26 protein-coding genes and 1 tRNA gene are annotated in these 25,664 nt (G+C 74.5%); 11 read left to right on the top strand and 16 right to left on the bottom strand.

Translation table 11 applies throughout. The annotated features are described in order from the left end of the window. Positions 1–2: 2 nt before the first annotated feature. Entirely contained in the window at positions 3–758 is a 756-nt protein-coding gene (locus HNP84_RS23555) for an SAM-dependent methyltransferase (RefSeq protein WP_185052055.1), read from the bottom strand. A gap of 110 nt (positions 759–868) precedes the next feature. Here HNP84_RS23555 and HNP84_RS23550 point away from each other — a divergent pair, with 110 nt between their 5' ends. Both HNP84_RS23550 and HNP84_RS23545 read left to right on the top strand, forming a co-directional pair. Continuing rightward, the gene (locus HNP84_RS23550) at positions 869–1,681 is read left to right on the top strand and encodes a YndJ family transporter (protein WP_185052054.1); all 813 of its coding nucleotides are present in this window, start codon (positions 869–871) and stop codon (positions 1,679–1,681) included. 18 nt (positions 1,682–1,699) lie between these two features. Next, entirely contained in the window at positions 1,700–2,200 is a 501-nt protein-coding gene (locus HNP84_RS23545; RefSeq protein WP_185052053.1) for a DUF1990 domain-containing protein, read from the top strand. A gap of 42 nt (positions 2,201–2,242) precedes the next feature. Here HNP84_RS23545 and HNP84_RS23540 read toward each other — a convergent pair whose 3' ends face one another. Beyond that, a complete protein-coding gene (locus HNP84_RS23540) occupies positions 2,243–5,452 on the bottom strand; it encodes an AfsR/SARP family transcriptional regulator (RefSeq protein ID WP_185052052.1) in 3,210 nt (1,069 codons plus the stop codon). Positions 5,453–5,621: 169 nt separating this feature from the next. Between HNP84_RS23540 and HNP84_RS23535 the strand changes: the two genes are divergently transcribed. Continuing rightward, positions 5,622–6,740, top strand: a complete 1,119-nt coding sequence (locus HNP84_RS23535) for a DUF2207 domain-containing protein (RefSeq protein ID WP_185052051.1) — start codon at positions 5,622–5,624, stop codon at positions 6,738–6,740. 3 nt (positions 6,741–6,743) lie between these two features. On the opposite strand, the gene HNP84_RS23530 is transcribed toward HNP84_RS23535, so the two are convergent. Next, entirely contained in the window at positions 6,744–7,481 is a 738-nt protein-coding gene (locus tag HNP84_RS23530; RefSeq protein ID WP_185052050.1) for an SDR family NAD(P)-dependent oxidoreductase, read from the bottom strand. 97 nt (positions 7,482–7,578) lie between these two features. Between HNP84_RS23530 and HNP84_RS23525 the strand changes: the two genes are divergently transcribed. Next, positions 7,579–8,163, top strand: coding sequence for a TetR/AcrR family transcriptional regulator (locus HNP84_RS23525; protein WP_221336644.1), 585 nt, complete (start codon positions 7,579–7,581; stop codon positions 8,161–8,163). 83 nt (positions 8,164–8,246) lie between these two features. Then, positions 8,247–8,468, top strand: coding sequence for a hypothetical protein (locus HNP84_RS23520; RefSeq protein ID WP_185052048.1), 222 nt, complete (start codon positions 8,247–8,249; stop codon positions 8,466–8,468). 430 nt (positions 8,469–8,898) lie between these two features. Here HNP84_RS23520 and HNP84_RS23515 read toward each other — a convergent pair. The 5 genes from HNP84_RS23515 to HNP84_RS23500 all read right to left on the bottom strand — a co-directional run bounded on the left by HNP84_RS23515 (position 8,899) and on the right by HNP84_RS23500 (position 13,088). Further along, a tRNA-Ala gene (locus tag HNP84_RS23515) sits at positions 8,899–8,974 on the bottom strand. Between the two features lie 71 nt (positions 8,975–9,045). Next, entirely contained in the window at positions 9,046–9,906 is an 861-nt protein-coding gene (locus tag HNP84_RS23510) for a carbohydrate ABC transporter permease (protein ID WP_312925553.1), read from the bottom strand. Beyond that, entirely contained in the window at positions 9,903–10,841 is a 939-nt protein-coding gene (locus tag HNP84_RS51205) for a carbohydrate ABC transporter permease (RefSeq protein ID WP_221336643.1), read from the bottom strand. The genes HNP84_RS23510 and HNP84_RS51205 overlap by 4 nt, the downstream gene beginning before the upstream one ends. Before the next feature lie 15 nt (positions 10,842–10,856). Continuing rightward, positions 10,857–12,143 carry an extracellular solute-binding protein gene (locus HNP84_RS23505; protein WP_185052046.1) on the bottom strand — a complete coding sequence of 429 codons (1,287 nt, stop codon included), beginning with the start codon at positions 12,141–12,143 and terminating at the stop codon, positions 10,857–10,859. 9 nt (positions 12,144–12,152) lie between these two features. Then, the gene (locus HNP84_RS23500) at positions 12,153–13,088 is read right to left on the bottom strand and encodes a hypothetical protein (RefSeq protein ID WP_221336642.1); all 936 of its coding nucleotides are present in this window, start codon (positions 13,086–13,088) and stop codon (positions 12,153–12,155) included. Between the two features lie 172 nt (positions 13,089–13,260). Here HNP84_RS23500 and HNP84_RS23495 point away from each other — a divergent pair, with 172 nt between their 5' ends. Then, positions 13,261–14,046 carry an IclR family transcriptional regulator gene (locus HNP84_RS23495; protein WP_185052045.1) on the top strand — a complete coding sequence of 262 codons (786 nt, stop codon included), beginning with the start codon at positions 13,261–13,263 and terminating at the stop codon, positions 14,044–14,046. A gap of 3 nt (positions 14,047–14,049) precedes the next feature. On the opposite strand, the gene HNP84_RS23490 is transcribed toward HNP84_RS23495, so the two are convergent. The 5 genes from HNP84_RS23490 to HNP84_RS23470 form a co-directional block, all read right to left on the bottom strand. Then, positions 14,050–15,267, bottom strand: a complete 1,218-nt coding sequence (locus tag HNP84_RS23490; RefSeq protein WP_185052044.1) for a CynX/NimT family MFS transporter — start codon at positions 15,265–15,267, stop codon at positions 14,050–14,052. Between the two features lie 258 nt (positions 15,268–15,525). Next, entirely contained in the window at positions 15,526–16,185 is a 660-nt protein-coding gene (locus HNP84_RS23485) for an SRPBCC family protein (protein WP_185052043.1), read from the bottom strand. Positions 16,186–16,288: 103 nt separating this feature from the next. Next, complete coding sequence (locus HNP84_RS23480; protein WP_185052042.1) at positions 16,289–16,675, bottom strand: hypothetical protein; 387 nt, start codon at positions 16,673–16,675, stop codon at positions 16,289–16,291. After that, complete coding sequence (locus HNP84_RS23475; protein ID WP_185052041.1) at positions 16,672–17,034, bottom strand: hypothetical protein; 363 nt, start codon at positions 17,032–17,034, stop codon at positions 16,672–16,674. Before HNP84_RS23475 ends, HNP84_RS23480 begins: the two co-directional genes overlap by 4 nt. Further along, the gene (locus HNP84_RS23470; RefSeq protein WP_221336641.1) at positions 17,031–17,720 is read right to left on the bottom strand and encodes a TetR/AcrR family transcriptional regulator C-terminal domain-containing protein; all 690 of its coding nucleotides are present in this window, start codon (positions 17,718–17,720) and stop codon (positions 17,031–17,033) included. The genes HNP84_RS23475 and HNP84_RS23470 overlap by 4 nt, the downstream gene beginning before the upstream one ends. 90 nt (positions 17,721–17,810) lie before the next feature. On the opposite strand from HNP84_RS23470, the gene HNP84_RS23465 reads away from it, so the two are divergent. Further along, positions 17,811–18,284, top strand: coding sequence for an MFS transporter (locus tag HNP84_RS23465; protein ID WP_185052040.1), 474 nt, complete (start codon positions 17,811–17,813; stop codon positions 18,282–18,284). Positions 18,285–18,289: 5 nt separating this feature from the next. Here HNP84_RS23465 and HNP84_RS23460 read toward each other — a convergent pair whose 3' ends face one another. Then, positions 18,290–18,946 carry a response regulator transcription factor gene (locus HNP84_RS23460; protein WP_185052039.1) on the bottom strand — a complete coding sequence of 219 codons (657 nt, stop codon included), beginning with the start codon at positions 18,944–18,946 and terminating at the stop codon, positions 18,290–18,292. Continuing rightward, complete coding sequence (locus HNP84_RS56165) at positions 18,943–20,139, bottom strand: sensor histidine kinase (protein WP_221336640.1); 1,197 nt, start codon at positions 20,137–20,139, stop codon at positions 18,943–18,945. The genes HNP84_RS23460 and HNP84_RS56165 overlap by 4 nt, the downstream gene beginning before the upstream one ends. A gap of 127 nt (positions 20,140–20,266) precedes the next feature. Between HNP84_RS56165 and HNP84_RS23450 the strand changes: the two genes are divergently transcribed. Both HNP84_RS23450 and HNP84_RS23445 read left to right on the top strand, forming a co-directional pair. Beyond that, positions 20,267–22,501, top strand: a complete 2,235-nt coding sequence (locus HNP84_RS23450) for an MMPL family transporter (protein ID WP_221336639.1) — start codon at positions 20,267–20,269, stop codon at positions 22,499–22,501. Next, on the top strand, positions 22,461–22,961 hold the full coding sequence (locus HNP84_RS23445; protein ID WP_185052038.1) for a 2-thiouracil desulfurase family protein: 501 nt from the start codon (positions 22,461–22,463) through the stop codon (positions 22,959–22,961). The genes HNP84_RS23450 and HNP84_RS23445 overlap by 41 nt, the downstream gene beginning before the upstream one ends. Positions 22,962–22,964: 3 nt before the next feature. On the opposite strand, the gene HNP84_RS23440 is transcribed toward HNP84_RS23445, so the two are convergent. After that, positions 22,965–23,558, bottom strand: coding sequence for a hypothetical protein (locus HNP84_RS23440; protein ID WP_185052037.1), 594 nt, complete (start codon positions 23,556–23,558; stop codon positions 22,965–22,967). Between the two features lie 41 nt (positions 23,559–23,599). On the opposite strand from HNP84_RS23440, the gene HNP84_RS23435 reads away from it, so the two are divergent. Continuing rightward, on the top strand, positions 23,600–24,280 hold the full coding sequence (locus tag HNP84_RS23435; RefSeq protein WP_185052035.1) for a response regulator transcription factor: 681 nt from the start codon (positions 23,600–23,602) through the stop codon (positions 24,278–24,280). Between the two features lies 1 nt (position 24,281). Next, a complete protein-coding gene (locus HNP84_RS23430) occupies positions 24,282–25,628 on the top strand; it encodes a sensor histidine kinase (protein WP_185052033.1) in 1,347 nt (448 codons plus the stop codon). Positions 25,629–25,664 lie beyond the last annotated feature (36 nt).

Raw genomic sequence — 25,664 nt, 5'->3', positions numbered from 1 at the left:
GGTCAGGTCCGGGCGCGGCGCAGCACGAACACGCCCCAGCCGAGGTGATCGCGGCCGTACTCCAGGTAGGACCGGCGCGCCCGGTCCAGGAACGCGCGCATCTCGCCCGCCTCCGGATCGCCGGGGTTCGCGGCCAGCCAGTCGCTCATCGTCCACCACTGGCTCGCGGCGTAGCGGTCCCAGCTGTCCTGGTCGGCCAGGACCATCTCCAGCAGTTCCATCCCGCACGACTCGAACCGGTCCAGCGTCTCGCCGAGGGTGCCGAACGCCTCCCGGCCGAAGCCCAGCGCCTCGGTCGCGCCCGGCGGCGGCTCGGCGATCCAGTACGGCTCGCCGACCAGCAGCAGCCCGCCGTCCTTCAGCGCGGGCAGCATCAGCTCGATCGTGCCGGCGAGCCCGCCGCCGATCCAGGTCGCCCCCAGGCAGGACACGATGTCGTACGCCGCGCCGGCCGCGGTCTCGCGCAGGTACGCGCCCGCCTCGCCGTGCTCGAAGCGGACGAGGGCGTCAACGCCCAGCTCGGCCGCCCGCCGCACCGCCCCGTCGAGGAAGACGTGGCTGATGTCCACGCCGACCCCTTCGACGCCGTAGCGCGCGGCCCACTGGCACAGCAGCTCTCCGCGCCCGCTGGCCAGGTCGAGCATCCGGGTGCCCTTGGCGGGGCGGACGATCTCGCCCAGGAGGTCCAGCTTCTCCGGCGTGAACGGGTTGAGTATGCGGTGATCGCCCTCGGCGATCTCGTGAAAGCGCAACGACATGAACCCATCGTTCCCAGTGCCCTCGCCCCGCCGCCACTGGATTTACCGTGGCCTGCTAGCGTGGGCGCCGCGGGTTGAACGCGTTCAAAAGCCCATCCGTGGAGGCTTCCGTGCGGCTCCTGCTCAACGTGGTGCTGGCCACCGGCATGCTCGTGGTGATCCCGGCGGGCCTGCGCCTGATCGCCGTACCGGTGGCGATGCGGCGCTGGTGGTGGGCCGGAGCCCTGCCCGGGGCCGTGTCGCTGTGGCTGCCGCCGGGCCCGCCCGCCGCGGCCCTCGCGGCGCTGTACCTGCCGGCCACCGCCGCGCTGGCCCTGCTCGCCCCGCGCGCCTGGGCCCGCGCCCGCTCCCTGCCGCTCGGCCTGGCGGCGGCGACCGCGCTGGCCACCCCGTCGATCGCCGCGGTCGCGCTCGTCGCCGAGCGGGCCGGGCGCACCCTGTGGGGCTTCGAGCCGCCGATCCTGGCGCTGACCGTGGCGCACTTCCACTACGCCGGCTTCGCCGCGGCGCTGGTGGCGGGCCTGGTCGCGCGGGCGGCCGGCCCCGGTGCGGCGGCGCGGCTGGCCGCGCTCAGCGTCCCGGCGGGCACGCTCATGGTGCTCGGCGGCTACTTCGTGGCCGAGTGGGCCGAGCTGGCCGGCGCGCTGGTGCTGACCGCGGGCATGTGGACGGTCGCCTGGCTGACGTTCACCGAGGTACGCTCGGGCGCGCCCGGCCGGGCGACCCGGGCCCTCCTCGCGGTGAGCGCCGTGGTGCTGGCGGCGTCCATGCCGCTCGCCCTGAGCTGGGCGGTGGGCGAGGCGACCGGCCTGCCCAAGCCGTCGATCGCGTGGATGACGGCCACCCACGGCGTGCTCAACGCCTTCGGCTTCGCCCTGTGCGCCCTGGCGGCCTGGCTCCGCCTCCGCCCCATCCCCCTGTGACGCCCGAGGAGACCGCAGATGACCAGCTTCACGTACGCGCCGGTCGGCCGTACCCGCGAGGGTGCCGAGCCCGCGCCCGGCTACCGCCACCTGCGCTACCAGGCGATCCTGGGGCACGGCGAGGCGGAGTTCGTCCGGGCGGCGGAGGCGCTGATGAGCTGGCGCGGCCACGCCGCCCTCTGGATGCGACCGCGCGCGTCGGCGCCGCGCGCCGAGGAGGGCGCGACCATCGTGTGCCGGCTCGGGCCGATCACGATCCCGTGCCGGGTCGTGTGGACGCTGCGGGAGAAGCGCCGCGCCGGGTTCGGGTACGGCACGCTGCCCGGCCATCCCGCCAAGGGCGAGGAGGCGTTCCTGGTCGAGCTGGGCGACGACGGCGCGGTGCGGTTCACCGTCACCTCCTACAGCCTCCCCGCGAGCTGGTACGCCAAGGCGGCCGGGCCGGTCACGGTGCTGCTCCAGCGGGCCTTCGCCCGCCTGTACGCACAGGCGATGCGCCGCATGGCCAGGACGGACTGACCCGGCTCACAGCCTGGCTCACCGACGGCACAAAGGGCGGGCTCACAGGCCGAGGAAGGCCAGGGCCTCCGCGCGGGTCATCGCGGCGCCGACGGCGTGGGCGGCGGCGTACACCTCCTCGCCCAGCGCCTCGCGGGCCAGGGCGGACTCACGGGCGGCGTCCGGCCCCGGGACCGTCTCGGTGCCGCGCCACGCGCGGGCCGCGCCGAACAACAGCGCCGCCCGGTGATGGTCGCCCCGCAGCACCGCGACGCCGGCCAGGCCCTCCACCGCATCGGCCGCGGCCGGGAAGCTCGGGTTGGCGACCGCCCACGCGACCGCCTGCCGGTGGCACGCCTCGGCCTCCGCCACCTCGCCCCGCGCGGCGGCGATCCGCCCCCGGGCGACGAACAGCATCGCCCGCCCCTCCCCCGCGCCGAACCACGCGCCCGGGGCGGCGGCCAGGGCCTCCTCGCACAGCCGCGCGGCCGTGCCGAGGTCGCCGCGCAGCCGCGCCACCTCCACCAGCCCGACGGTGGCCCGCGCCCGCGCCTCGGGCAGCGCCGCGCGCCGGGCCAGCTCGGCGGCCCGGGTGTAGTCGGCGTGCGCCGCGTCGAGGTCGCCGGCGCGCAGGTGGATCAGGCCGCGCTGGCAGACGATTTCCGGGATGTCCTCGCTCGCGCCCAGTTGCTCGATCAGCACTGTCGCCTCATCGGACATCGCCACGGCCCGGTCGCGCTCGCCGCGCCAGTCGGCCAGCTTGGCCAGCTCGCACAGCGAGGTCGCCACGCCCCACCGGTCGCCGGACTCGCGGAACGAGGCCAGGGCGGCGACGAACATCCGCTCGGCCTCGGCGACCTCGGCCTCGGCCAGCAGGCACTGGTAGGCGGTGCCCAGGGCCATCAGCCCGCGCACCCACGGGCTCTCGCCGGCCAGGATGGCCCGCAGCGCGCCCAGGTCGGCGGCGGAGCCGTCCTCGGGCATGCCCATCATCGTGCCCCAGAACAGCAGCAGGAACGGATGGCGCAGCGGGATCTCGCGGCTGTGCAGGATGCGCTCGACGACGCGCAGGTACGGCGCGGGCTCGGCCACGTGGCCGGGGATCTGCACCGCGCTCAGCACGCACATCGCGTACTCCTCGATCATGTCCGGCGGCGGCTCCGGCCCCACGACATCGAGCAGGGCGGCGGCCAGCGGCGCCGCCTCGCCGCGCATCCCGCGCAGCCACCAGTACGCCGACAGGTTGACCACCAGCCTCAGCCCGATCTCCGTCGCGCGCTCGGCGACCGCCCAGCGCAGCGCGGCGAACAGGTTGTCCCGCTCGGCGGTGAGCCGGGCCAGCCAGGTGAGCTGCTCGCCGGTGTGCAGGCGCGGCGCCGCGGTCTCGGCCAGCTCCAGGTAGTACGCGGCGTGCGCCCGCCGCAGCCGCGCCTCCTCGCCCTCGCCGGACTCCCCCAGCCGCTCGGCGCAGAAGGCCCGGATCGTCTCCAGCATCCGGTAGCGGCCCTCCGCCGCCTCCACCAGCGACTTCTCCACCAGGCCGGTGAGCAGTTCCTCCGCCTCGTACGCGGGCAGCCCGCACACCCGCGCCACCGCCTCCAGCGTGGCCCCGCCCGGGAACACGGTGAGCCGCCCGGCCATCACCCGCTCGGCCGGGTCGAGCAGATCCCAGCTCCAGGCCACCACGGCGCGCAGCGTCTGGTGCCGCGGCTGGGCGGTGCGCGAGCCGCGCGACAGCAGCCGGAAGCGGTCGTCGAGCCGGTCGGCCACGTCGGCGAGCCTGAGCGCGCGCAGCCTGGCCGCCGCCAGCTCGATCGCCAGCGGGAGCCCGTCGAGCGTACGGCAGACGCGTACGACGTCGGCCACCGTGGCGGCGTCCACCCGGAAGCCGGGGGAGACCGCGGCGGCCCGATCGGCGAACAGCCGCACGGCCGGGGAGCCCGCGGCCTCGGCGGGCCCCGCCCCCGGGGCGGGCAGCGGCAGCGGCGGCACCGGGCACAGCGACTCGCCGGTGATGCCCAGCGCCTCGCGGCTGGTGGCCAGGACGCGCAGGCCGGGGCAGGCCCCGAGCAGCCGGTCGGCCAGCCGCGCCGCGGCGTCCACGACATGCTCGCAGTTGTCCAGCACCAGCAGCGCCTCGCGGTCGGCGAGCGCGGCGACCAGGCGCTCGGTCACGTCCTGCGCGGGCGGCTGCTCGCCGGCCGGCCACTGGATGCCGCGCTCGCGCAGCCCCAGCGCCGCGAGCACCGCCTGCGGCACCTCGCGCCCCTCGGCGAGGGTGGCCAGCGCCGCGAAGTACACCTCACCACGCGCCCGCGCCGCCGCCTCGATCGCCAGCCGGCTCTTGCCCGCGCCTCCCGGCCCGGTTAGGGTGACCAGTCGCGCCTCGGCCAGCAGCTTGCCCACCCGCTCCAGCTCGTCGGCCCGTCCCACGAACGAGGTGAGCTGTTCCGGCAGCCCGCGCCGCCGTCCGGCCTCCTCGGCGCCCGGGGAGGCGCCTGGGGAGGTCACCGGCCCGCCGTCGGCGCGCAGGATCGCCAGGTGCACGGCCGCGAGCTCCGCCGACGGGTCGGCGCCCAGCTCGTCGGCGAGCAGCCGCCGCGCGTCCTCGAAGACCTCCAGCGCCTCCGCCCGGCGGCCCTCGGCGTGCAGCGCCCGCATGAGCTGCCCGCGCAGCCGCTCCCGCAGCGGATGCGCCGCCACCAGGTCGCGCAGCTCGGCCACCAGCGCCCCGTGCCGCTCGCTCCCCGGAACGCCGCGCAGGGCCAGGTCGGCCTCGGCGCGGTCTTCGAGGGCGGCCAGGCGCAGCTCCTCCAGGCGTACGGCCTGGGCCGCCGCGAACGGCGCGTCGCGCACGTCGGCGAGCGCGGGGCCGCGCCACAGCGCCAGTGCCTCGCGCAGCAGGGCCGCCGCCTCGGCGTGCTCGCCCGCGGCGCGGGCCGCCCGGCCGCGCTCGGCCAGCCGCTCGAACCGGTGCGCGTCCACGTCACCGGGATCGACGGCGAGGCGGTAGCCGGCTGCGTGGTACTCGACCGCGACCGGGCCCGCCTTGAGCACCTGCCGGAGCCTGGAGACGTGCGACTGCAGCGCGTTGGTCGCGCCCGCGGGCGGGTCGGCGCCGTACAGGCCGTCGATCAGGTGCTCCGCGGTGACGACCCGGCCCGCGCCGAGCAGCAGCATGGCCAGCAGCGCCCGCACCCCGGGGCCGCCGACGGGAAGGCGCCGCCCGTCGTCGAGCAGGGCCTCGGTGGTGCCGAGAACGCCGAACCGCATGTCCTTCAGTATCCCGTTTCCCGGCAGGCGTCCCCGCTGCCGGATGGGATCGATCCCGAACCACGCCCCCTCCGGCGGCGTCATAACCAACGTCACGAAAACGGCGATTCCCCGAAGGGGCGCGTAGCCGGCACAGGGGACGGCACGCGGGGGGCACTGGGGGCATGGCATGGACGACGGCGACCACTCACGACGGCCGGGCCGGAGGGCCGCGCTCGCGCTCATGGCGCCCGCCCTGGGCGCGGCCATCGCCCTGGCGGGGCTCGCACCGGCGCCCGCCGCCGCGGCGGCGCCGGTCTACACGCTGCCCGAGACGGTCGTCACGGCCGACGTGCGCGACGACGGCACCGTGCTCGTCACGGAGGACCACACCTTCCGCTTCACCGGCGAGGGCCACGGGGCGTACGTGGACGTGCCGCTGGGCGGCGACAGTTCGCTGTCGGACGTCCGGGTGAGCGAGAACGGCACGCCCTATCGTGAGGAGGGCACCCCGGAGCTCGGGGTGGAGCGCCCGGCGGGCACGTACGCCGAGACGTCCTGCGCGTTCGCCTTCACCCACCGCATCGTGTGGTACTTCGACGCGGCACCCGGCTCGACCAGGACGTTCCGGGTGACGTACACGCTGGCCGACGCGGTGGAGGTCTACCGCGAGCACGCGTTCCTGCATCTGCCGGTGTGGGGCGCCAGGTGGCAGCAGCCGCTCGACCGGCTGTGGGTGACCGTGCGCGTGCCGGACGCCGGCAGGAAGCGCGAGGGCGACGTGTACGCCGCCTTCACCGAGACGGGCTCGGGGCTGACCGCCAAGGTGGACGCCTCCACCCGTGTCACGACGGCCCAGGCGGAGAACGTACGGCCCGGCACCCTGCTCGCCCTCGACGTCGCCTTCCCCACCCGGGCCCTGGACCTGCCCGAGGAGGGGTCCGGCGACCGGCGCTCCGACCGGCGCTCTGACGGCGACGGCGACTCGCAGCTCCAGGCACTGCGCGACGGCGCGTGGGACGACGAGCGGTACACCCGGGGGACCGGCGGCTGCGGCTCCGCCGAGTCGTCCGCGGAGTCGGGTTCCTCGGATGGGCCGCTGCTGCAGATCGCGCTGGTGGTGGCCGGGCTGATCGCGCTGTCGTTCCTGATGAACCGGTTCTGGGGCTCCGGGGGCGCCCGCCCCCGGTCGTCGTACCGCCGCTCCCACCGCGGCCACGGCTCGTCCTCCTGGTCCTCCAGCGGCAGCGGGTCGAGCGGGTCCAGCGACTCCGGCGGGGGCGGGGGCGGTGGCGGGGGCGCCTGGTGACGCTCACCCGAAGGCGCTGAACGTCTCCTCGGCCCGGTCGCGCTTGACGAACATGTCCCAGGCGACGCCGGCGATCTCGTCGGGGTCGAGCGAGCGGGCGCCCACGTCCCCGAACCGGTCCGGCTGCGACATCACCAGGGCGTGGATGTCACCGCGCTCGATGAGGCCGCCGATGATGAGCGTCCCGGCGTACACGCCCGTGTCGGCCAGCGCGGCGTTCAGGGTCACGGCGTAGTTGCGCAGCGCCGCCGAGGACACCGCCAGGGCGCCGAGCGGCGGCATCGGCATGACCGCGCTGAGGCCGCCGGCGAACAGCAGCCCGCCCGCGCCGCGCTCGATCATCCCCGGCAGCACCCGGCCGGCCACCTCGACGGCCGGGTACACCCACTCCATCGCCTTCCGCACGCTCCCCGCGTCCACCGCCTCGATGGGGCCGGGCTTCGGCTCCGCGTCGGCGGCACCGGGCCCGTAGTAGACGAGGTCCACGCCGCCGTGCCGCTCGGACACCGCGTCGAGCACGGCGAGCAGCCGGTCGCGGTCGCGCACGTCGGCGGCGTGCGCGGACGCCTCGATCCCCTCCCCGGCCAGCTCCGCGACGTACCCCGCGTGCCGGGCGCCGGTGCGCGAGATCAGCGCCACCCGGTACCCCTCGCGCCCGAACCTTCGCGCCATGGACATGCCGAGCCCCGGCCCGACCCCGACGACCACGGCGGTCCCGCGCGCTTGGGCGACTGCGGACATGGCAGTACCTCCTCAACTTGAGGGTATCCTCAAATTCTCTTCCGCCCCAACCCTAGCACAGAACTTGAAACAACCCTCAACTTCGTATGATGGGGACATGGCAGCCGGAACCAAGCCGCTGCGGGCCGACGCCGCGCGCAACCGCGACAAACTCCTCGCCGCCGCGACACAGGTGTTCGGCGAGCGCGGCATGAACGCGCCACTGGAGGAGATCGCGCGCCGGGCCGGGGTCAGCATCGGCACGCTCTACAACCACTTCCCCACCCGCGACGCCCTGTTCGAGGCGATCTTCCCCGACCGGCTGGCCGCCCTCGACCGCGTCATCGACTCCGCCCTCGCCGACCCCGACCCCTGGCACGGCCTGGTCTCCTTCCTCGAAGGGCTCTTCGCCCTCCAGGCCCAGGACCGCGGCCTCAACGACGCCGTGGCCGCGCAGTGGCGGCTCACCGCCGAGGCGTCCGCGGCCTGCACGCGCGGCTTCGAGCAGGCCGGTCAGATCATCGAGCGGGCCAAGCGCAGCGGCCGCCTGCGCCCCGACTTCGAACCGCAGGACCTGGTCACCCTGGTGTGGGCGGTGTCGCAGGTGATCCGCGAGTCGATCGACACCGCCCCCGACACCTGGCGCCGCTGCCTGGACCTCTTCCTCGACGGCCTGCGCGCCCCGGAGAGCAGCACAACGTAACCACGAGGACACGTTCCGCGACCGGCGAACCCGGAAACACCCCCCACGCCCCTTGTGCAGCCTCCAACCGGAACGGACCTCACATGCGCCGAGCCGTCCTCCCGGCCGCCCTCGCGGCGGCCCTCTTCCCCCTGCTCCCGGCCACCCCCGCCGCCGCCAACCCCCCGCCCTGCGCCTACGACCTCACCCTCACACTCGGAGGCGTCCCGACCACCCTGCCCCCGCTGCCGGCCCACTGCTCCCCCGCCGACGCCCCCGTGTCAGCCGGCCTCATCCTCAACGTGGGCACGCACCGGCCGGGCTGACCCGGCCACGACTCCCCGCGAGCTTCTTTCGGGCCGGGATCACGACCGGGCTGAGCGCGCGCCGCCGTCGCCGGGGTGTCCGGCCGGGCCGGCACGCCGGCGCCGGGCATGCGCGGACCTGATCGTGGTGGCCGCCGACGGCGTGGGCATGGCCCCCTCCCTCGACCCGGCCGCGTCGCTGCTGCTCGGCGCCCACCCCGGGCTGGTCCGGCACGTGGTCGTGGACGGCAGGGTGGTCAAGCGCGACGGCACGCTGACCGGCAGCGCCGGCCTGGCGCTTGGAGGCCGCCCGCGAGAGCCTGGAGCACCTGCGCAAGGCCGTGCCGGACGTGCTCGGCTCATCAGGTATGCCGGGATTGAAACGCCGAGAGCCCGGCCGACCGGCCGGGCTCTCGATGTGTCTTCTCCGGCCGTCTCGGGACGGCCGCTGTGGTGGAGCTATGGGGATTCGAACCCCAGACCTCCTCCATGCCATGGAGGCGCGCTACCAACTGCGCTATAGCCCCGTGCGATGGGAGAAGTGTATCGGAGTCGGGGGCCTGGCGCAGAATCGGTTATCGGGGCGAGGGGGTGGGGGTCATGTGCCGCTGAGGCCGGTGTGGGCTATCGAGCGGATGATGTTGCGCTGGAAGAAGACGTAGGCGATCAGGAGGGGCAGGCCGCCCAGGACGGCCGAGGCCATGATCTGGGCGTAGCGCAGGCCGTAGGAGCTCTGGATGGTGGCCAGGCCGACGGGGATGGTCATCAGGTCGGGGTCGGAGACGGCCAGGAACGGCCAGAAGAAGTTGTTCCAGGTGAAGATGAAGGTGAAGATGCCCACGGCGGCCAGGGCGGGGCGGGAGAGCGGGAGCACCACCTGCCAGAAGATCCGCCACTGCGAGGCGCCGTCCACGCGGGCGGCCTCCTCCAGTTCGTGCGGGATGCCGTCGAAGAACTTCTTCAGGATGAAGACCATCACGGGGGCGGCGACCTGGGGCAGGATCATGGCCCAGTAGGTGTCCACCAGGCCGAGGGCGAGCATCTCGTCGTACAGGGGCACGACGAGCACCTGCGGTGGGACCATGACGCCGGCGACGACGAAGGCGAAGACCGCGCCCTTGCCGCGGAAGCGGGTGCGCGAGAACCCGTACGCCGCCATGGCCGCGGTGATCAGGACCAGGGCGGTGACGCCGACCGCGACCACGGTGCTGTTGAGGAACCAGCGCAGCATGTTGCTCTGGATGAAGGTCTTCTCGAACGCCTCCCAGGTGAAGTTCTCCGACCACCAGGTGAGCGGGATGAGGGTGGTCTCGCCCTCCGGTTTGAACGCGGTGTTGGCGGCCCACAGCAGCGGCGCGAGCCAGAGCAGGGCGATGATCGCGGTGACGATCAGCCCGGCGGCGTTCCAGGCGCGGGTGGCCCAGTGGGTGGCGGGCGGGGGTGCGGTCGTCGTCGTCACCGGTCCGGGCCCTTTCTCGCGAAGAGCTTGAGCTGTACGGCCGACACCGCCACGATCAGCGCGAAGAAGAAGGTGGAGATCGCCGAGGCGTACCCGAACCTGAAGTTGGTGAAGGCCGTGGTGTAGACGTGCTCCAGGATCGGCCGGGCGGCGAAGCCGGGGCCGCCGGTGCCCTGGTAGAGCAGGTAGATCTGGTCGAACACGCGCAGCGAGGCGAGGATCTGCAGCACGATCACCAGGCCGGTGGTGCGCCGGAGCATGGGCAGCGTGACCGAGCGCAGCCGCTGCCACCATCCGGCGCCGTCGATGGCGGCGGCGTCGTACAGGTGTTGCGGGATCTGCTGCAGGGCGGCCAGGTAGAGCAGGTAGTTGAAGCCGACGGTCCACCAGACGGTGGCGATGGCGACGGAGACCATGGCGAGTTCGGGCTCGGTGAGCCAGCCCAGCTCGGCCAGGCCGATCCGGGTGAGCGTGTCGTTGACCAGGCCGAAGCCGGGCTGGAACAGCCAGATCCAGATCAGCGCGACGACGCTGGCCGGCAGCAGGAACGGCGCGAAGAACGACATCCGCCACAGCCACCGCAGTGGCATGGCGCGGTTGGTGAGCAGCGCCATGACCAGGCCGAGCACCACCAGCGGCGGCGTGGTGAGCAGGGTGAAGTACAGGGTGTTGCCGAAGGAGGCCCACATGGCCGAGTCGCCGAACATCTCGGCCCAGTTGGCCAGGCCGACCCATTCGCCGCGGGTGCCGGTGAGGCTTTCGTTGAAGAAGCTCAGGTAGAGCGCCGAGAGGGTGGGCCAGACCAGGAAGGCCACGTAGAAGACGAGGAAGGGGAGGGTGAACAGCAGCCCGGCGGGGACGCGCCGCCACGGCGGGAGCCTGCGCCCGGCCGGGGTGGTGGCGGGCGCGGGGGTGGGTGCGGTGATCGTCGCCATGGTCTCGGGTCCTCGTCAGACGGGGCTGAGGGTGGTCAGGAGCTTGTTCACCGCGGCCTTGAACCGGGCCAGGCCCTCCTCGGGCGTGAGCTCGCCGCTGAGCACGCCCTGGAAGGCGGCGCCGCCCTGGTTCTGGAAGTCGGAGCCGGAGCCGCTGAACCAGGCGGGCGGGTCGAGCTGGACGTCCGGGGTGACGTCGCGGTACTCCGACTGCGGCTTGAGCGCGAGGTATTCGGGCGTGCCGAGGATCGGCTGGTACGCGGGCACGTGTCCCGCGCTGCCCCAGGTGACGCTGGTCTTGAGCATGTGGGCGATGAGCCGGTAGCTCGCCCTGGTGCGCTCGGGGTCGCGTACGCGCTGGTGCGGCAGCACGAACACGTGCGAGTCGCCCGCGGTGCGCCCGTTGCCGAAGATGTTCGGGAACCTGGTCATGCTGTACGGCAGCCCGGCGGCGGTGAAGGTGGCGACCTCCCAGCCGCCGTTCCAGTGGAAGGCCGCCTCGCCGTTGATGAAGGAGGCGATGGCGCCGGGGTAGTCGACGCCCTCGGTGGCCAGGCCCTCGGCGGTGAGGCGGCGCATGTACTCCAGGGCCCGGATCGCCTTGGCGTCGTCGATGCCGACCGTGCCGCCGGGCGGCAGTTCCATGGCGCCGTCGAGCTGCCGGTACAGCCCCCAGAACAGCCGCCAGGGCTGCACGTCGAGGTTGTCCAGCGACAGGCCGTACCTGCCGGTGACCGCCTTGGCCTTGGCGAACGCCTCGGCCACCTGGTCGGGGCCGGTCAGCGGGGCGAGCTCGCCGTCGGCGCCGAGCAGGCCGGCCTTCCCGGCCAGGTCGGTGTTGTAGTACATGACGAACGGGTGGACGTCGAGCGGGAGCGCGTACAGCCTGCCGCCGACGGTGGCGCGTTCGAGCAGGCCGGGCGGGAACTGCGACGTGCGCAGGCCGACCTCGGCCATCAGCTCCTCGTCGAAGGCGTCGAGGAGGTGGCCGGCGGGGTAGCCGGGCATCCGGGCCAGGTGCAGGATGGCGACGTCGGGGCCGCGCCCGCCCGCGGCGGCCATGGCGAGTTTGGTGTAGTACGGCGCGCCCCAGGCGAGGGTGACCGCTTCGAGGTCGATGTCGGGGTTCTTCGCCCGGAAGTCGTCCTGCATCTTCAGCATCAGCACGCCGTCGCCGCCGCCGAAGAGGTTCCAGTAACGGATCTCGGTACGGGCGCCGCCGCCGCAGCCGTTCAGCGGCAGCGCTCCCAGAGCGAGCGCGGCGCCCAGCACCGCCCGCCTTGTGGGTGGTCGGTCATTCACGTGGCCTCCTCATGGGGTCACCTCGGCGAACCGGGTGAGCTTGCCGGGCATCCGGGAGCCGAGCGGCGACATGCCGTCGGCGGCGCCGAGCCGGGCCAGGGCGTCGAGGATGAGGCGACCCCGCCGTACGCGCTCCCGGCCGCTGCTCACGGCTACGTGGCGCAGGTGGTCGCCCGCGGGGTAGATGTCGGGCGCGTTGCGCAGCCCGAACTTCAGGTAGACGGGCGCGCCGCAGCGTATCAGCTCGGCGGCGTCGCCCAGCCGCACGTGCCCGCCGAGGCCGTCGGGGGCCTCGACGTAGAAGTCCATCGGCACGCGGGCGGCGGCGCGCATGTCGGCGAGCTCGGCGATGGTCAGGTCGCTGGGCACGTTGACGGAGTCGGCGCCGAGGTGCTCCCACAGGGCGAACGTCACCGGGTTGACCGGGCCGACCAGCGCGGAGACCTTGAAGGTGGCGTCCGCGGGCAGCTCGCCGGCCTCGCGCATGCGGTGCAGCGCCCACAGCACGCCCTCGTCGGCGACGAGCAGGCAGCGTACGCCGAGGTCCACCGCGCGCCGGGCGTCGTCGAGGCACCCGGCGACCTGGTCCCGGCCGCGGGCGCGGGGCCCGGCGACGGGCACGGAGCCGGGGCCCCAGGTGCCGCGAGGGCCGAGGAACAGGCACAGCTCGACGCCCGCCTCGGCGCAGACCGAGACCATCTCGCCGATCTCGGCGTCGGTGAGCATCCACACGCCGCTGCCCTGGCTGACGCGGTGGATCGGCACCTCCAGGCGAGCGCTTTCCGCGAGCACCGCCTCAAGGACCGCGGGCCCCTCGCAGGACGGCACCTCGGTACGCCAGGTCCCGCCGTCGGGGAAGGCGAGGGGCGAGCCGGGCACCGGGGCCGACGGCGTGGGGTAGCCGAGCCGGTCCATCGCGAGCTGTCCTGACGTGCGACGCAGCACCGATCGCCTCCACCTGATCATGGCCAGGAAGCCCTGGCGTTTGTCCGATATTTCGGACACGATGCGAGAAGTTGCCGAGACTGTAAAACCGACAGATCGGACGGTCAACACTTCAGCCGAAATTTCGGTCACTGTACGAAATTTCGAACAACTCTCGCCTTTAGGAGTGCGAATGGGCCGCGCTGTTCCCGCCGTGTCCCGCGCCCTGGACATCCTGGAGCTCTTCCTCGACGGCAAGGCGCGCTCCGCGTCGCAGATCACCGAGCTGACCGGGCTGCCCCGTACGACCGTGCACGAGCTGGTGACCACGCTGGCCGACCGGGCGTACCTGACGGCCGAGCCCGGCCAGCCGACCCGCTACCGGCTGGGCATGCGCCTGTTCCAGCTCGGCAACGTCTTCGCCGAGCAGCTCGACCTGGCGCACGAGGCGCTGGTCGCCGCGCGGGAGATCGCGGCGAGCTGCGACGAGACCGTGCACGCGGCGGTGCTCGACGGCGCCGAGGTGGTCTACATCGCCAAGGTGGACAGCACCCACCCGGTGCGCATGGTCTCGGCGGTCGGCCGCCGCCTGCCCGCGCACTGCACCGGGGTCGGCAAGATGCTCCTGTCCGGTCTGAGCCCGCAGGCGCTGGACGCGTGCTACCCGCCCGACCGCGAGATGACCGCGATGACCGCGCGCAGCATCACCTCGCCGGAGCTGCTGCGCACGGAGCTGGCCGAGATCCGCCGGGAGGGCCTGGCCTACGACGAGTGCGAGTCCAACGAAGCCGTCAACTGCGTGGCCGCGCCGGTCCACGACCACACCGGGGCGATGGTGGCGGCGCTGAGCATCTCGGTGCCGATCCTGCGCTGGGACTCCCGCCGCCGCCGGGAATGGGGCGATTTAGTACGCCGCGGCGCGCGCTCGCTGTCGGAGCGGCTCGGCCACCGGCCCCCCGGCGGCGAGGAGCGGGAGTGACGATCAGGCGCGCTCGTCCTCCAGGCGGCGGTCGCGGCCCGCGTACCAGCCGGTGGTGAGCTGGGCCGCGGTGATCACGAACAGCAGCACGAAGGTCACCGCCCAGCCGCCGGTGGCGGCGTACAGGACGCCGACGAGCAGCGGGCCCGCGCCCGCGATCAGGTAGCCGATGCTCTGCCCGAACGCCGACAGCGCGGCGGTGGCCTCGGGGGTGCGGGTGCGCAGCGCGAGCATGGTCAGCGCCAGCGGGAAGGAGCCCATGGCGATCCCGATCAGCACCACCCAGACCATGGCGGTGTTGCCGGGGGCGAGCCAGAGGCCGGCGAATCCCACGACGTACAGGGCGGCGAAGGCGGTCACCAGGGGCCGCTGGTCGGCGAAACGTGCGGTGAGCGGAGGCACGGCGAGGGAGACCGGGATGCCGAGGCCGGTGAACACCGCCAGCGCGATCCCGGCCTGACCGGCCGTGAACCCCTTGTCCAGCAGCATCTGCGACAGCCAGCCGAACATCACGTAGGCCAGCAGCGACTGGGCGCCGAAGTACCCGGCGACGGCCCAGGCGAGGCGGCTGCGCAAGAGCGCGCGCGGGCCGAGGTCGCGCGCCCCTTCGCCGGCGGTGACGCGGGCGGGCTCGCGGCGCAGCAGCACCAGCCACGGCAGCGCGGACACCGCCGCCAGCGCGGCCCACACGCCGAGCGCGACGTGCCAGTTGCCGTCGGCGGCGCGCTCGATCGGCACGGTGGCCGCGGCGGCGAGCATGGTGCCCACGGCCAGGGCGGTGGTGTAGACGGTGGTCATCGTGCCGGCCCGGCCCGGGAAGTGGCGCTTGATCAGCGTCGGGATCAGCACGTTGCCGACCGCGCCGCCCGACAGCGCCAGGGCGCTGCTGAGCAGGAACACCGTCGCCGACTCGACCACCGCCCGCACCAGCAGGCCCACGCCGAGCGCGAGCAGCGCGGCCAGCAGCAGGCGGTGCTCGCCGATGCGGCGCGCGAGGGACGGGGTCATCGCGCCGACGGTGGCGAAGCAGAGCACGGGCAGCGTGGTGAGCAGCCCCGTGGTCACCCCGGTCAGGCCGAGCGCGGTGGAGATCTGCTCCAGCAACGGCCCGACGCTGGTCACCGCGGTACGCAGGTTCAGCGAGGCGAGCACGATCCCCAGCACGAGCAACCACGCGAACGACCTGGTACGTCCTGATGCCCCATAGGTGAGCACGCTCATGCCGGGCCCGATCCTCCCTGTTGTCGATCATCGTCCAGAAAAACATCCCATGATGGGATGAGTAGCGGATGACCTTCACCATAACAGGAGCGAACGGTGAGATTGTTCCTGACCCCCACATGACCCACGCATTGGGGGCAGACGGTGCGGTGCGTGAAAACGGCCACGGCCGCGCCCGTATCGGACGGGGCGGCCGTGGCCACGGGGCTCACCGGGTGCGGGGCCCTTTCGGCACCCGGCGCAGCCTGTCAGGGGGGATCAGACCCGGGGGTTCGGGACGGCCGGCGGGTCGTCGCCCGGGTTGCGGCCGGTCCAGGACCGCGGGGCCGGCGCCGGGGGGACGCCGGTGCCGGGCACGTGGTCCTGCGGGCCGTAGCCCTGCGGAGTCGCCGCGCCAGGGGTTGCCGCCGTGCCGGGGGCGGCCGGCGTGCCGGGGTTGGTCGGCGTGCCGGGGTTGGTACGGGCGTCGCCGGGGATCTCGCCGCGCCAGGCCCCGGTCTCACGGCCGCGGGACTCGATGAAGCGCTTGAAGCGCTCCACGTCGCCGCGGACGCGCATGCGCACGATCTGCAGCCAGTCGCCCGCCGTCTCCGCGAAGCCCTCGGGGTCGTACTCCATGCGCAGCGTGACCCGGCAGGTCGAGTCGTCGAGCTTGTCGAACGTCACCACGCCGGTGTGGCGGGGACGGTCGAGCGAGCGCCAGGAGATCAGCTCGTCCGGGCGCTGCTCGGTGATCTCGGCCTCGAACTCGCGGCGCACGCCGGCGATCTCGGCCGCCCAGGCGGTACGCGCGTCGTCGAGCTGCTTGACCGACTCGACGCCTTCCATGAACTCCGGGAAGCTCTCGAACTGCGTCCACTGGTCGTACGCGGTGCGCACGGGCACGCGCAGGTCAACCGAGTGTTCGATGAAACTCATCTGGGATTTCCACCCTCCGTCGGGACTTGACCCTCTGTTGGGGTTGAGACCCTCCGCTGCCCGAGAGAGGAGAACGGAAACCTCCGGATCGCCCGTGGGCGCGCTACCGGCGGGGGCGCAGCAGCCAGTAAAGGCCGAGCAACGGCAGCACGAGCGGAATGAACAGGTAGCCCCTGCCGTACGCCGACCAGACGGTCTCGTCGGGGAACGCGGCCGGATCGACCAGGCTGGCGGTGCCGATCACCAGGACCCCGGCCAGCTCGACGCCGAGCGCCGCCAGCGCCGTACGCCGGGCGCCGAGGGCCAGCGCCACCGTGAGCAGGACGTACACCGCCGCGGCGAACGCCGACAGCGAGTACGCCAGCGGCGCCTCGGCGAACCTCGTGGCGATCTGCACCCCGGCCCGCGCGCCCGCCGCCAGCGAGAACAGCCCGTAGACCGCGATCAGCGCGCGCCCGGGGCCGGTGCCGATGCCGCCGCCGGTGCTCATGCCGTGCCCTGCCAGATCTGCAGCAGCCTGCCGGTCATCACCGCGATGGCGAACCCGGCCACGACGAGGATTCCCGAGCCCCACCGGCTGCGCTCGGCCAGGGCCAGCGCGACCCCGGCGGGCGGGATCAGCGCGGTGCCGATCAGGTAGCCGTACAGGGTGACCTTGTCCGAGGGCCCCTCGCCGCCGACGGCCGCCGCGACGGTGACACCGGCCTGCACCAGCACGGCCACTTCGAGCACGCAGAAGCCGATCAGCAGGACCATGCCCATGGCCCGGTTGCGGAAGGCCGTGATCAGGCTCGCCAGCATGAGCAGCAGCGAGAGCGCGATGACGACGGCCGCGATCGGCGTGTTCACGGCGACTCCTCCCGGTCCAGGCCGGCCGCGATGCCGTTGAGCAGCCAGGTGAGGCCGATCTCGAAGGTGTCCTCCTGCTCGGGGACGCCGTCGCGGAACATCGGCTCCAGGTGCGGGTAGGCGCCGGTGCCGACGCGCTCTTTGAAGTAGCGGTCCACCGCGGCGGTGCGCCGGGGGTCGGCGGCGTTGTGCTCGCGCAGGATGAAGCCGCGGGTGTAGTCGCCGACGGCGGCGAGGATGCGCAGGGTGGCGGCGCGGTCCAGGCCGAGCCCGCTCAGCGCGGCCACGGACTGCTCCAGGTGGCGCAGCCCGTTGGGCCCGACGGCCTCGCGCCGGGAGATCAGCTCGACCAGCCAGGGGTGGTGGCGGACGGCGGCGCGCTCGCTCCGGGCGATGGTCATGGTGGCCTCGCGCCAGTCGGACGGCAGCGGCTCGGCGACGTGGGCCTCCGCGATGACCTCGTCGGCCATCAGGTCGAGGAGGTCCTCCTTGCGCTCGATGTAGGTGTACAGGCTCATCGCGCGGGCGCCCAGCTCGGCGGCGACACGGCGGATCGAGACCGCGGCCAGCCCCTCGGCGTCGGCGACGGCCACCGCCGCGGCCACGATCGCCTCGCGGCTCAGCGTCGTCCGGCGCCCGGCGGGCGGACGCGCCCACACCGGAACGGCGCCGTTCTCGGATGTCACGGCCCACAGTCTAGTTCGACTGCTACACCGTACGGAGTTAGCGCTACAGTGTACGGAGAAGCGATACAGCGTACGGGAGGACCCGGCTCGATGACGACCACCGCGCGGAGCGCGACCGGGGCGGACCCGGCACTGGGCAGGACGGCGCTCGTCGTGCTGCTCGGACTGATCATGACGATGCTGGACGGCACGATCGTCAACGTCGCCGTCGGCGCTTTCGCCCGCGACTTCGGCGCCTCGGTGGCGACGATCCAGTGGGTGCTCACCGGCTACCTGCTCGCGCTGTCCATGGCGATCCCGGTCACCGGCTGGGCGATGGCCAGGTTCGGCGTGCGCCGCATGTGGGTGGCCGCGCTGCTGGTGTTCACCGCCGGGTCGGTGTTGTGCGGGGCGGCCTGGTCGATCGGCGCCCTCATCGTCTTCCGGCTGCTCCAGGTCTTCACCCGGGCCGGGCTGGAGAACCCGTTCACCGGGGCCTTCTGGTGCGCGCTCGGCATCGCGGCGACCGCCCTGGTGCCGGTCCTGCTGATCCCGCGCGTCAGGACCCCGGCCCCGGCGTCCTGACGCGGTCAGCCCAGGCCGTGGCGGGCGGCGAGCACGGCCAGGCGGATTCGGTTCGGGCAGTCCAGCTTGATCATCAGGCTGGCGATGTGGGTCTTGACCGTCGTGACGCCCACGTTGAGCCGCTCGGCGATCTGCCGGTTGGACAGGCCGCCCGCCACCAGCCCGAGCACCTCGCGCTCGCGCGTGGTCAGCGTGCCGGGCAGCCCGTCCGGGCCGGAGCCGGAGGCGGAGGACGTGCCCTGGGCGACGACCGCCGTCTCGACCAGCCTGCGCAGCACCTGCCTGCTGAAGGCCCGGTCGCCGTCGGCGGCGCGGCGGATCGCGTCCAGCAGCTCGGGCGGCGGGGTGTCCTTGGTGACGAACCCGCACGCCCCCGCGGCCAGGGCCGGGTAGAGGTGGTCGTCGTCGTCGAAGGTGGTGACGGCCAGCACCCGCACGGCCGGCCGGGCGGCGGTGATGCGCCTGGTCGCGGTGATGCCGTCCACGCCCGGCATGCGCAGGTCCATCAGGACCACGTCGGGCGCGACCTCCTCGACGAGCCGCACCGCCTCGGCCCCGCCCGCCGCGTCGCCCACGACCTCCATGTCGGGCGCGGACTCGCACAACATGCGCAGGCCCATCCGGACGAGGTGCTGGTCGTCCACCAGCAGCACGCGGATCACGCGGCCGGCTCCGGCAGCATGGCGGACAGCCGCCACCCGGCCCCGCCCGGCCCGGCGGGGCCCACCTCCAGGTGGCCGCCGAGCAGGTCCACCCGCTCCCGCATCCCGACCAGGCCGTGCCCCGGCTGCCGCCGCTGCCCGGCCTGCGCTGTCTGCCCTGGGGGCGCCGTCTGCCCTGGGGCGCCGCGGCTGCCGTCGTCGGCGATGTCCAGGTGGACCGACCGGTCGTCGCCGACGGTCACGCCCACCCACACCCGGGCCGCCGGGCCGGCGTGCTTGGCGACGTTGGCCAGGCCCTCCTGCGCCAGGCGCAGCACCGCGATGCCGCGCAGCGCGTCCAGGCCGGCCACGGCCGGGTCGATGGCGGCGCGCACGTCCAGCCCGTTGCCGCGGCCCCGCTCCATCACCGCGTCCAGGGCGGCGGGCAGGGTGCCGGGATCGACGATGGACGCGGCGGGGTCGTCGCCGACCCGGGCCGGGTCGCGCAGGATCGCCACCAGCTTGCGCAGGTCGGCGAGCGCGGCCGTGCCCGAGGCGTGCAGGTCGTCCAGGGTCGCGGTGACCCGCGGGTCGTCGCGGGGCAGCACGTGCCGCGCCACGCCCACCCGCAGCACCATCGAGGACACGTGGTGGGCGACGAGGTCGTGCAGCTCGCGGGCGATGGCCGCGCGCTCGGCGGTGCGCGAGGCCACGATCCGCTGCGCCACCCGCTCGCGCTCCCGCTCGGCCGCCTCGCTCATCATCCGCACGTAGCCGCCGAGCAGGAACGGCACGCCGACCACGATGGCGACCCGGAACAGCACGGACGGCAGCTCGGCGGGCAGCGCGCCGAACAGGTTGAAGCACATCACCAGCGCCACGGCGACCGCGCCGGCCGCGAAGCTCCGGCCCGGACGGCGTACGGCGAGGTCGAACAGCGTGACACAGGTCATCACCTTGATCGCGACCACGACGCCCAGCCCGAGCACGTCCATCAGGGCGAGCATGCCCGCCTGGACCAGCACCGCGGCGAGCGGCGACCACAGGCCGAACAGCAGGCCCAGCCCGAACGCCGCCAGCGCGAACGCCCACCCGGCCGCCCCGGCCCCGGTCTCGACGAACAGCAGGTCGCCGACCAGGGCGGCGAGCATCACCCCCACCCGCGCCGGGCCGTGTCCGGGCTGCAGCACGTTGTGCACCCACCGCGCGATCACACTCGAATGGTAGGCCGCCGCCGCCCGCCCGGCCTCCTGCTAGTGGAGGAGGCGCCTCCTGCCATCGGCCGCCGGACCGGCCCGCGGGCCGAAGCGCGCCGGCGGCCCGCCGCGCGAGCGTGGCCCCATGTCACAACCGAGAGATGACGGCCGGCTGCCCGGCGTGTTCGCGGCCCTGGGCCGTGGGGCGGCGCGGCGGCGCTGGTGGGTGGTGGCCGGGACCGCGGTGGTGGTCCTGGTGGGGGTGCTGTGGGGAACGGGGGTGTTCGGGAACGTCATCGGCGGCTCCGGGTTCGAGACCGAGGACATGGAGGCCGTCCGCACGGAGCGGGTGCTGCAGGGGCCGCTCGGGCGCCACGCCGCCGACATCGTCGTGCTGTACGAGAGCGACCGGCTGGCGGCCGGTGATCCGGCGTTCGCCGGGCCTGTGCGGCGGGCGCTGGACGCGCTGCCGCGCGAACGGGCCGAGAGGGTGGAGTCCTACTGGTCCACCGGGGACCGGGACTTCCTCTCCCGCGACGGCCGGGCGGCGTACGCGCTGGTGCAACTGCCGTCCGGCGTGGACCAGGACCGGGTCCGGCAGTACGAGGAGATCCGCGGCGCGCTCGCCGCGCCCGCGGCCGAGGTGCCCGGGATGAAGGTCTCCTTCGGCGGCTCGACCCCGATGACGCATCAGGTCAACGCGCTGGCCGTGCAGGACCTGGTGCGCGCGGAGGTGCTGTCGCTGCCGGTCGTGCTGATCCTGCTCATGGTGATCTTCCGTACGGTGGTGGCCGGCGCGCTGCCCCTGCTGGTCGGCCTGGTGGTGCTGCCCGGCGCGCTGGCGATCCTGCGGGTGGTGTCCACGTACGCGGAGATCTCGACGTACGCGTTCAACGTGGTCAGCATCCTCGCGCTCGGCCTGGCCATCGACTACGGGCTGCTGATGGTGACCCGGTTCCGGGAGGAGCTGGCCGCCGGCCGCGACGTGGACGCGGCGGTGGAGCGCACCATGGCCACGGCCGGGCGCACGGTGGCGTTCTCCGGGCTGACGGTCGGCGCGTCGTTCGCGTGCCTGCTGGTCTTCCCGTCGCGGTTCCTGATCTCCATGGCGTGGGGCGGCATCGCGACGGTGGTGGTGGCCGTGGCCGCCTCGCTGGTGCTGCTGCCGGCGATGCTGCGCTTCGCCGGACGGCGGGTGAACGCGCTGCGGGTGCCGTTCCTGCCCCCGCCGCGGGTGGCGGCGGCCGACCGGGGGCGCTGGTACCGGCTGGCCCGCGGCGTGATCCGGCGCCCGCTGGCGACCACGCTCGCGGTCGTGGCGGTGCTGCTCGCGCTCGGCGCGCCGTTCCTGTCGGTCAACTGGGCCCGGCCGGGCGACTGGGTGCTGCCGCCCGACGCCGAGGCCAGGCACGTCACCCAGCAGATGGCCGCCCGCTTCGCCCACGACCCCTCCCGTACGGTGACCGCCGTCGTCACCGCGTCCGGCCCGATCGCCCGCGCCGAGCTGGACGCGTACGCGGGCCGGCTGGCCGGGGTGCCCGGGGTGCACGAGGCCGAGGTGACCGGCGTGCGCGGGAACCAGGCCCGGCTGAGCGTGGGCTACACGCCGGACCCGATGTCGCCGCAGGCGTACACGATGGTGGAGCGCCTGCGCGCGACGCCACCGCCGCCGGGTGCGCAGGCGGGCTTCGCGGGCATGGCGGCCTCCCGGGTGGACGTGGTGGAGATGATCCTGGGACGCCTGCCGCTGATGGCCCTGGCCGTGGCGGTGGTGTCGTTCGTGGTGCTGTTCCTGGCGTTCGGCTCCGTGGTGATCCCGGTGAAGGCCCTGCTGCTGAACCTGCTGTCGCTGACGGCGGCGTTCGGCGCGATCAAGCTGGTGTTCCAGGACGGCTGGTTGTCCGGGCTGCTGGGCTTCGTGCCCGCGGGCGCGGTGGACATCAACTACCCGGTCCTGGTGGTCGGCATCGCGCTCGGCCTGGCCATGGACTACGAGGTGTTCCTGCTGGCCCGGGTGCGCGAGGAGTGGGAGCGCACCGGCGACCCGGCCGAGGCGGTCGCGGTGGGCCTGCAGCGCACCGGGCCCACGATCACCGGCGCGGCGCTGCTGATGGCCGTGGTGGTGGCCGGGTTCCTGACCGCCGACATGGTGCTGATGCTGATGATCGGGGTCGGTCTGACGATCGCGGTCGTCGTGGACGCGACCATCGTGCGCGCGCTGCTGCTGCCCGCCGCGATGGGCCTGCTCGGCCGGGCCGCCTGGTGGTCCCCGGCGCCGCTGGCGCGCTGGTGGCGGCGGTACGGCGCCGCGGTCGCGGAGGGTCCGTACGATGGACAGCGTGGAGAGAATCCTGGTCAGCGCGTGCCTCTTGGGGCGTGAGGTCCGCTACGACGGCGGCTCCAAGCGCAGCGACGACGCGCTGCTCGCGGCCTGGCGGGCGGAGGGGCGGCTGGTGCCCTTCTGCCCCGAGGTCGAGGGCGGGCTCCCGGTGCCCCGGCCGCCGGCCGAGATCGAGGGCGGGGCCGGCGGCGAGGCCGTGCTGTCCGGCGCGGCGCGGGTGCTGACCCCGGCGGGCGACGACGTGACCGGCGCGTTCCTGGCGGGGGCGCGGGCGGCGCTGGCGGCGGCCAGGTCCTTCTCGGTGCGGATCGCGGTGCTGAAGGAGGGCAGCCCCTCGTGCGGGGCGCTGGCGGTCTACGACGGCTCCTTCAGCGGCCGCAAGACCCCCGGTAGCGGCGTCACCACCGCGCTGCTCGAACGCGACGGCATCCGGGTGTTCGGCGAGGACCGGATCGCGGAGGCCGCCCGGCACCTCGCCGAGCTGGAGCGCGCGGGCTGAGGCTCAGAACTCCCACACGTCGGTCATCGGCGGGTGGCCGTTCCAGGTGCAGAACACCGAGGAGCCGTGCTCGCCCTTGATCAGGTCCACCCTGATCCACTGCACGTTGCCGCTGACCTTCGCCTCGTAGCCCGCCGCCGGGCTGGCGGAGATCAGCCGGCACTCGCCGCCGCCGGTGTCGAACGACACCTGCCCGCCCTTGACCCGCACCACCGCCACGTCCTTGCCGCCGCCCGCGGCCTCCGGCCGGCGGGGGGACGGCGACGGGGCGGTCTGCGAGGGGGACGGCGACGGGGCCGGCCTGCGGGTGCGCCGGGGCTCCTGCTTCGCCTCGGGCCGCGCCGGCTCGGCCGACGTGGGGGCCGTGCTGGTGACCGTGCTGTCGGCCGGGGTGTCGGCCGTGCTGCCGGACGGGCTGCCGGCCGGGGTGGGGGCCGGGGGGCGGCCGGTGCGGGTGGCGGCGGCCACCGCGACGCCCGCGTACGCCTCGTCGGTCACCTCGGCGCGCAGCACGTCCCGCACCCCGAACCAGGCGAGCGAGATGGCCAGGGCCGTGGCGCCGCACCAGACCGCCAGGTACCCCAGGACTCGCCGCATGCGGTGAATTATGGAGCAATGTGCCACTACGGTGTGGTCGCATGGCGACGGTGCTCGTGGTGGAGGACGACGACTTCGTACGCGCGGCGATCATCCAGGAGCTCACCCGGCAGGGCCACGCGGTGCGCAGCGCCGGCCGCGCCCTGGACGCGCTGCGGGACATCGCCCAGCACCCGCCCGACGCGGTCGTGCTCGACCTGGGCCTGCCCGACCTGGACGGGTCCGAGGCGCTGAAGATGATCCGCGGCGTCTCGGAGGTGCCGGTGATCGTGGCCACGGCCCGCGACGAGGAGGCCGAGATCGTCCGGCTGCTGCGCGCGGGCGCGGACGACTACCTGGTCAAGCCGTTCTCCGGCGACCACCTCGCGGCCCGGCTGGACGCGGTGCTCCGGCGCGCGCGGGCCGCCGCCCCGCCCGAGGTGCTGCGGGTGGGCGGCCTGGCCGTGAACGTGAACCGGCGCGAGGCCACGCTCGGCGGCGCGCCGCTCGCGCTGACCCGGCGCGAGTTCGACCTGCTGGCCTATCTCGCCGCCCGCGCCGGCCGGGTGGTCTCACGGCGCGAGCTGCGCACGGAGGTGTGGCGGCAGGCGTACGGGGAGGACCAGACGATCGACGTGCACCTGTCCTGGCTGCGCCGCAAGCTGGGCGAGAGCGCAGCCGCACCACGCTACCTGCACACCGTGCGCGGGGTCGGCGTGATGCTCTCGGCCCCGGCGGAGTGACATGCGGCGCTCGCTGGCCCTGCTCGCGGTGGCCTGCACCACGATGGTCACGCTCGCCTTCCTGGTGCCGCTGGCGATGGTGGTCCGGGAGGCCGCGCACGCGCGCGCCCTGGCCGGGGCCGAGCGGCAGGCCGCCGCGCTGGTGCCCGCGCTGGCCATCACCACCGATCCCGACCGGCTGGAGTACGCGCTGGCCGGCGCCGGGGCCCGCGACCGCGTCGCGATCCACCTGCCCGACGGCAGCACGCTGGGCACCTCGCACGCTCCCGCGGCACTGGTCGGCGAGGCGGCGGAGCGGAGCCGGGCGAGCACCCGCGCGCTCGGCGAGGCGTACGTGCTGCTCCGCCCGGTCGTGCTGGACCGGGGGCGCGGCGCGGTGGTCGAGGTGTACGTGCCGCCGGAGGCGCTGACCCGCGGGGTGGGCCGGTCGTGGGCGGTGCTGGCCGGGCTGGCGGTGGCGCTGGTGGCCGGGTCGGTGGTGGTGACCGACCGGCTCGGGGCCCGCCTGGTGCGCTCGACCCGGCGGCTCGGGGCCGCGGCGTCCTCGCTGGGCGCGGGCGACCTCAGCGTACGCGTCAAGCCCGCGGGCCCGCCGGAGGTGGCCGCGGCCGGACGGGCGTTCAACGCGATGGCCGACCAGGTCGTGGCGCTGCTCGCCGCCGAGCGCGAGCTGGCCGCGGACCTGTCGCACCGCCTGCGTACGCCGCTCACCGCGCTCCGGCTCAGCCTGGGCCACCTGGGCCCGGAGGCCGAGCCGAGCCGGCAGGCCCTCGGCCGCCTGGAACAGGAGGTGGACGCGATCATCGCCGCCACGCGAGGCGCCCGGGAGGCGCCCCGGGGCGGGCCGGCGCTCGGCGCGGTGCGCTGCGACGCGGCCGAGGTGCTGCGGGAGCGGCTGGCCTTCTGGTCGGCGCTCGCGGAGGACCAGGGCCGGGCGTGGGACCTGGTCGGCGCGGCGGAGCCGGTCCCGGTGCCGGTCGCCGCGGCCGAGCTGACCGCGGCCGTGGACGCGCTGCTCGGCAACGTGTTCCGGCACACGGATGAGGGGACCGCGTTCTCGGTGACCCTGCACCGGGGCGCGGACACGGCGGGCGTGCTGGTGGCGGACGCGGGGCCGGGCATCCCCGACCCGCGGGCGGCGCTGCGGCGCGGGGCCAGCGGCTCGGGCTCCACCGGGCTGGGGCTGGACATCGCCCGCCGGCTGGCGGAGGGGACGGGCGGGTTCCTGAAGATCGAGCGGTCGGCCGCACTGGGCGGGGCGAGCGTGCAGCTCTGGCTGCGCACCGGCCCGCGCGAGCCGGCCGGACGGCCGCGGCGCGGGCGGCGGACCCGGGCCGCCCGGTCGTGAAACGGCCCGTAAGTGATCCTTAACGGCGCCTAAAGG

It is taken from the genome of Thermocatellispora tengchongensis, assembly GCF_014202315.1.
In the GTDB taxonomy this organism is placed as follows: domain Bacteria; phylum Actinomycetota; class Actinomycetes; order Streptosporangiales; family Streptosporangiaceae; genus Thermocatellispora; species Thermocatellispora tengchongensis.
This window is presented reverse-complemented; position numbering and strand designations above follow the sequence as displayed.

Excerpts from the sequence above, each read along its gene's own strand:
- HNP84_RS23555 (WP_185052055.1), bottom strand. The coding sequence starts at position 758 with ATGTCGTTGCGCTTTCACGAGATCGCCGAGGGCGATCACCGCATACTC.
- HNP84_RS23545 (WP_185052053.1), top strand. The coding sequence starts at position 1,700 with ATGACCAGCTTCACGTACGCGCCGGTCGGCCGTACCCGCGAGGGTGCC.
- HNP84_RS23540 (WP_185052052.1), bottom strand. The coding sequence starts at position 5,452 with ATGCGGTTCGGCGTTCTCGGCACCACCGAGGCCCTGCTCGACGACGGG.
- HNP84_RS23535 (WP_185052051.1), top strand. The coding sequence starts at position 5,622 with ATGGACGACGGCGACCACTCACGACGGCCGGGCCGGAGGGCCGCGCTC.
- HNP84_RS23530 (WP_185052050.1), bottom strand. The coding sequence starts at position 7,481 with ATGTCCGCAGTCGCCCAAGCGCGCGGGACCGCCGTGGTCGTCGGGGTC.
- HNP84_RS23525 (WP_221336644.1), top strand. The coding sequence starts at position 7,579 with ATGGCAGCCGGAACCAAGCCGCTGCGGGCCGACGCCGCGCGCAACCGC.
- HNP84_RS23520 (WP_185052048.1), top strand. The coding sequence starts at position 8,247 with ATGCGCCGAGCCGTCCTCCCGGCCGCCCTCGCGGCGGCCCTCTTCCCC.
- HNP84_RS51205 (WP_221336643.1), bottom strand. The coding sequence starts at position 10,841 with ATGGCGACGATCACCGCACCCACCCCCGCGCCCGCCACCACCCCGGCC.
- HNP84_RS23495 (WP_185052045.1), top strand. The coding sequence starts at position 13,261 with ATGGGCCGCGCTGTTCCCGCCGTGTCCCGCGCCCTGGACATCCTGGAG.
- HNP84_RS23490 (WP_185052044.1), bottom strand. The coding sequence starts at position 15,267 with ATGAGCGTGCTCACCTATGGGGCATCAGGACGTACCAGGTCGTTCGCG.
- HNP84_RS23485 (WP_185052043.1), bottom strand. The coding sequence starts at position 16,185 with ATGAGTTTCATCGAACACTCGGTTGACCTGCGCGTGCCCGTGCGCACC.
- HNP84_RS23480 (WP_185052042.1), bottom strand. The coding sequence starts at position 16,675 with ATGAGCACCGGCGGCGGCATCGGCACCGGCCCCGGGCGCGCGCTGATC.
- HNP84_RS23465 (WP_185052040.1), top strand. The coding sequence starts at position 17,811 with ATGACGACCACCGCGCGGAGCGCGACCGGGGCGGACCCGGCACTGGGC.
- HNP84_RS23450 (WP_221336639.1), top strand. The coding sequence starts at position 20,267 with ATGTCACAACCGAGAGATGACGGCCGGCTGCCCGGCGTGTTCGCGGCC.
- HNP84_RS23440 (WP_185052037.1), bottom strand. The coding sequence starts at position 23,558 with ATGCGGCGAGTCCTGGGGTACCTGGCGGTCTGGTGCGGCGCCACGGCC.
- HNP84_RS23435 (WP_185052035.1), top strand. The coding sequence starts at position 23,600 with ATGGCGACGGTGCTCGTGGTGGAGGACGACGACTTCGTACGCGCGGCG.
- HNP84_RS23430 (WP_185052033.1), top strand. The coding sequence starts at position 24,282 with ATGCGGCGCTCGCTGGCCCTGCTCGCGGTGGCCTGCACCACGATGGTC.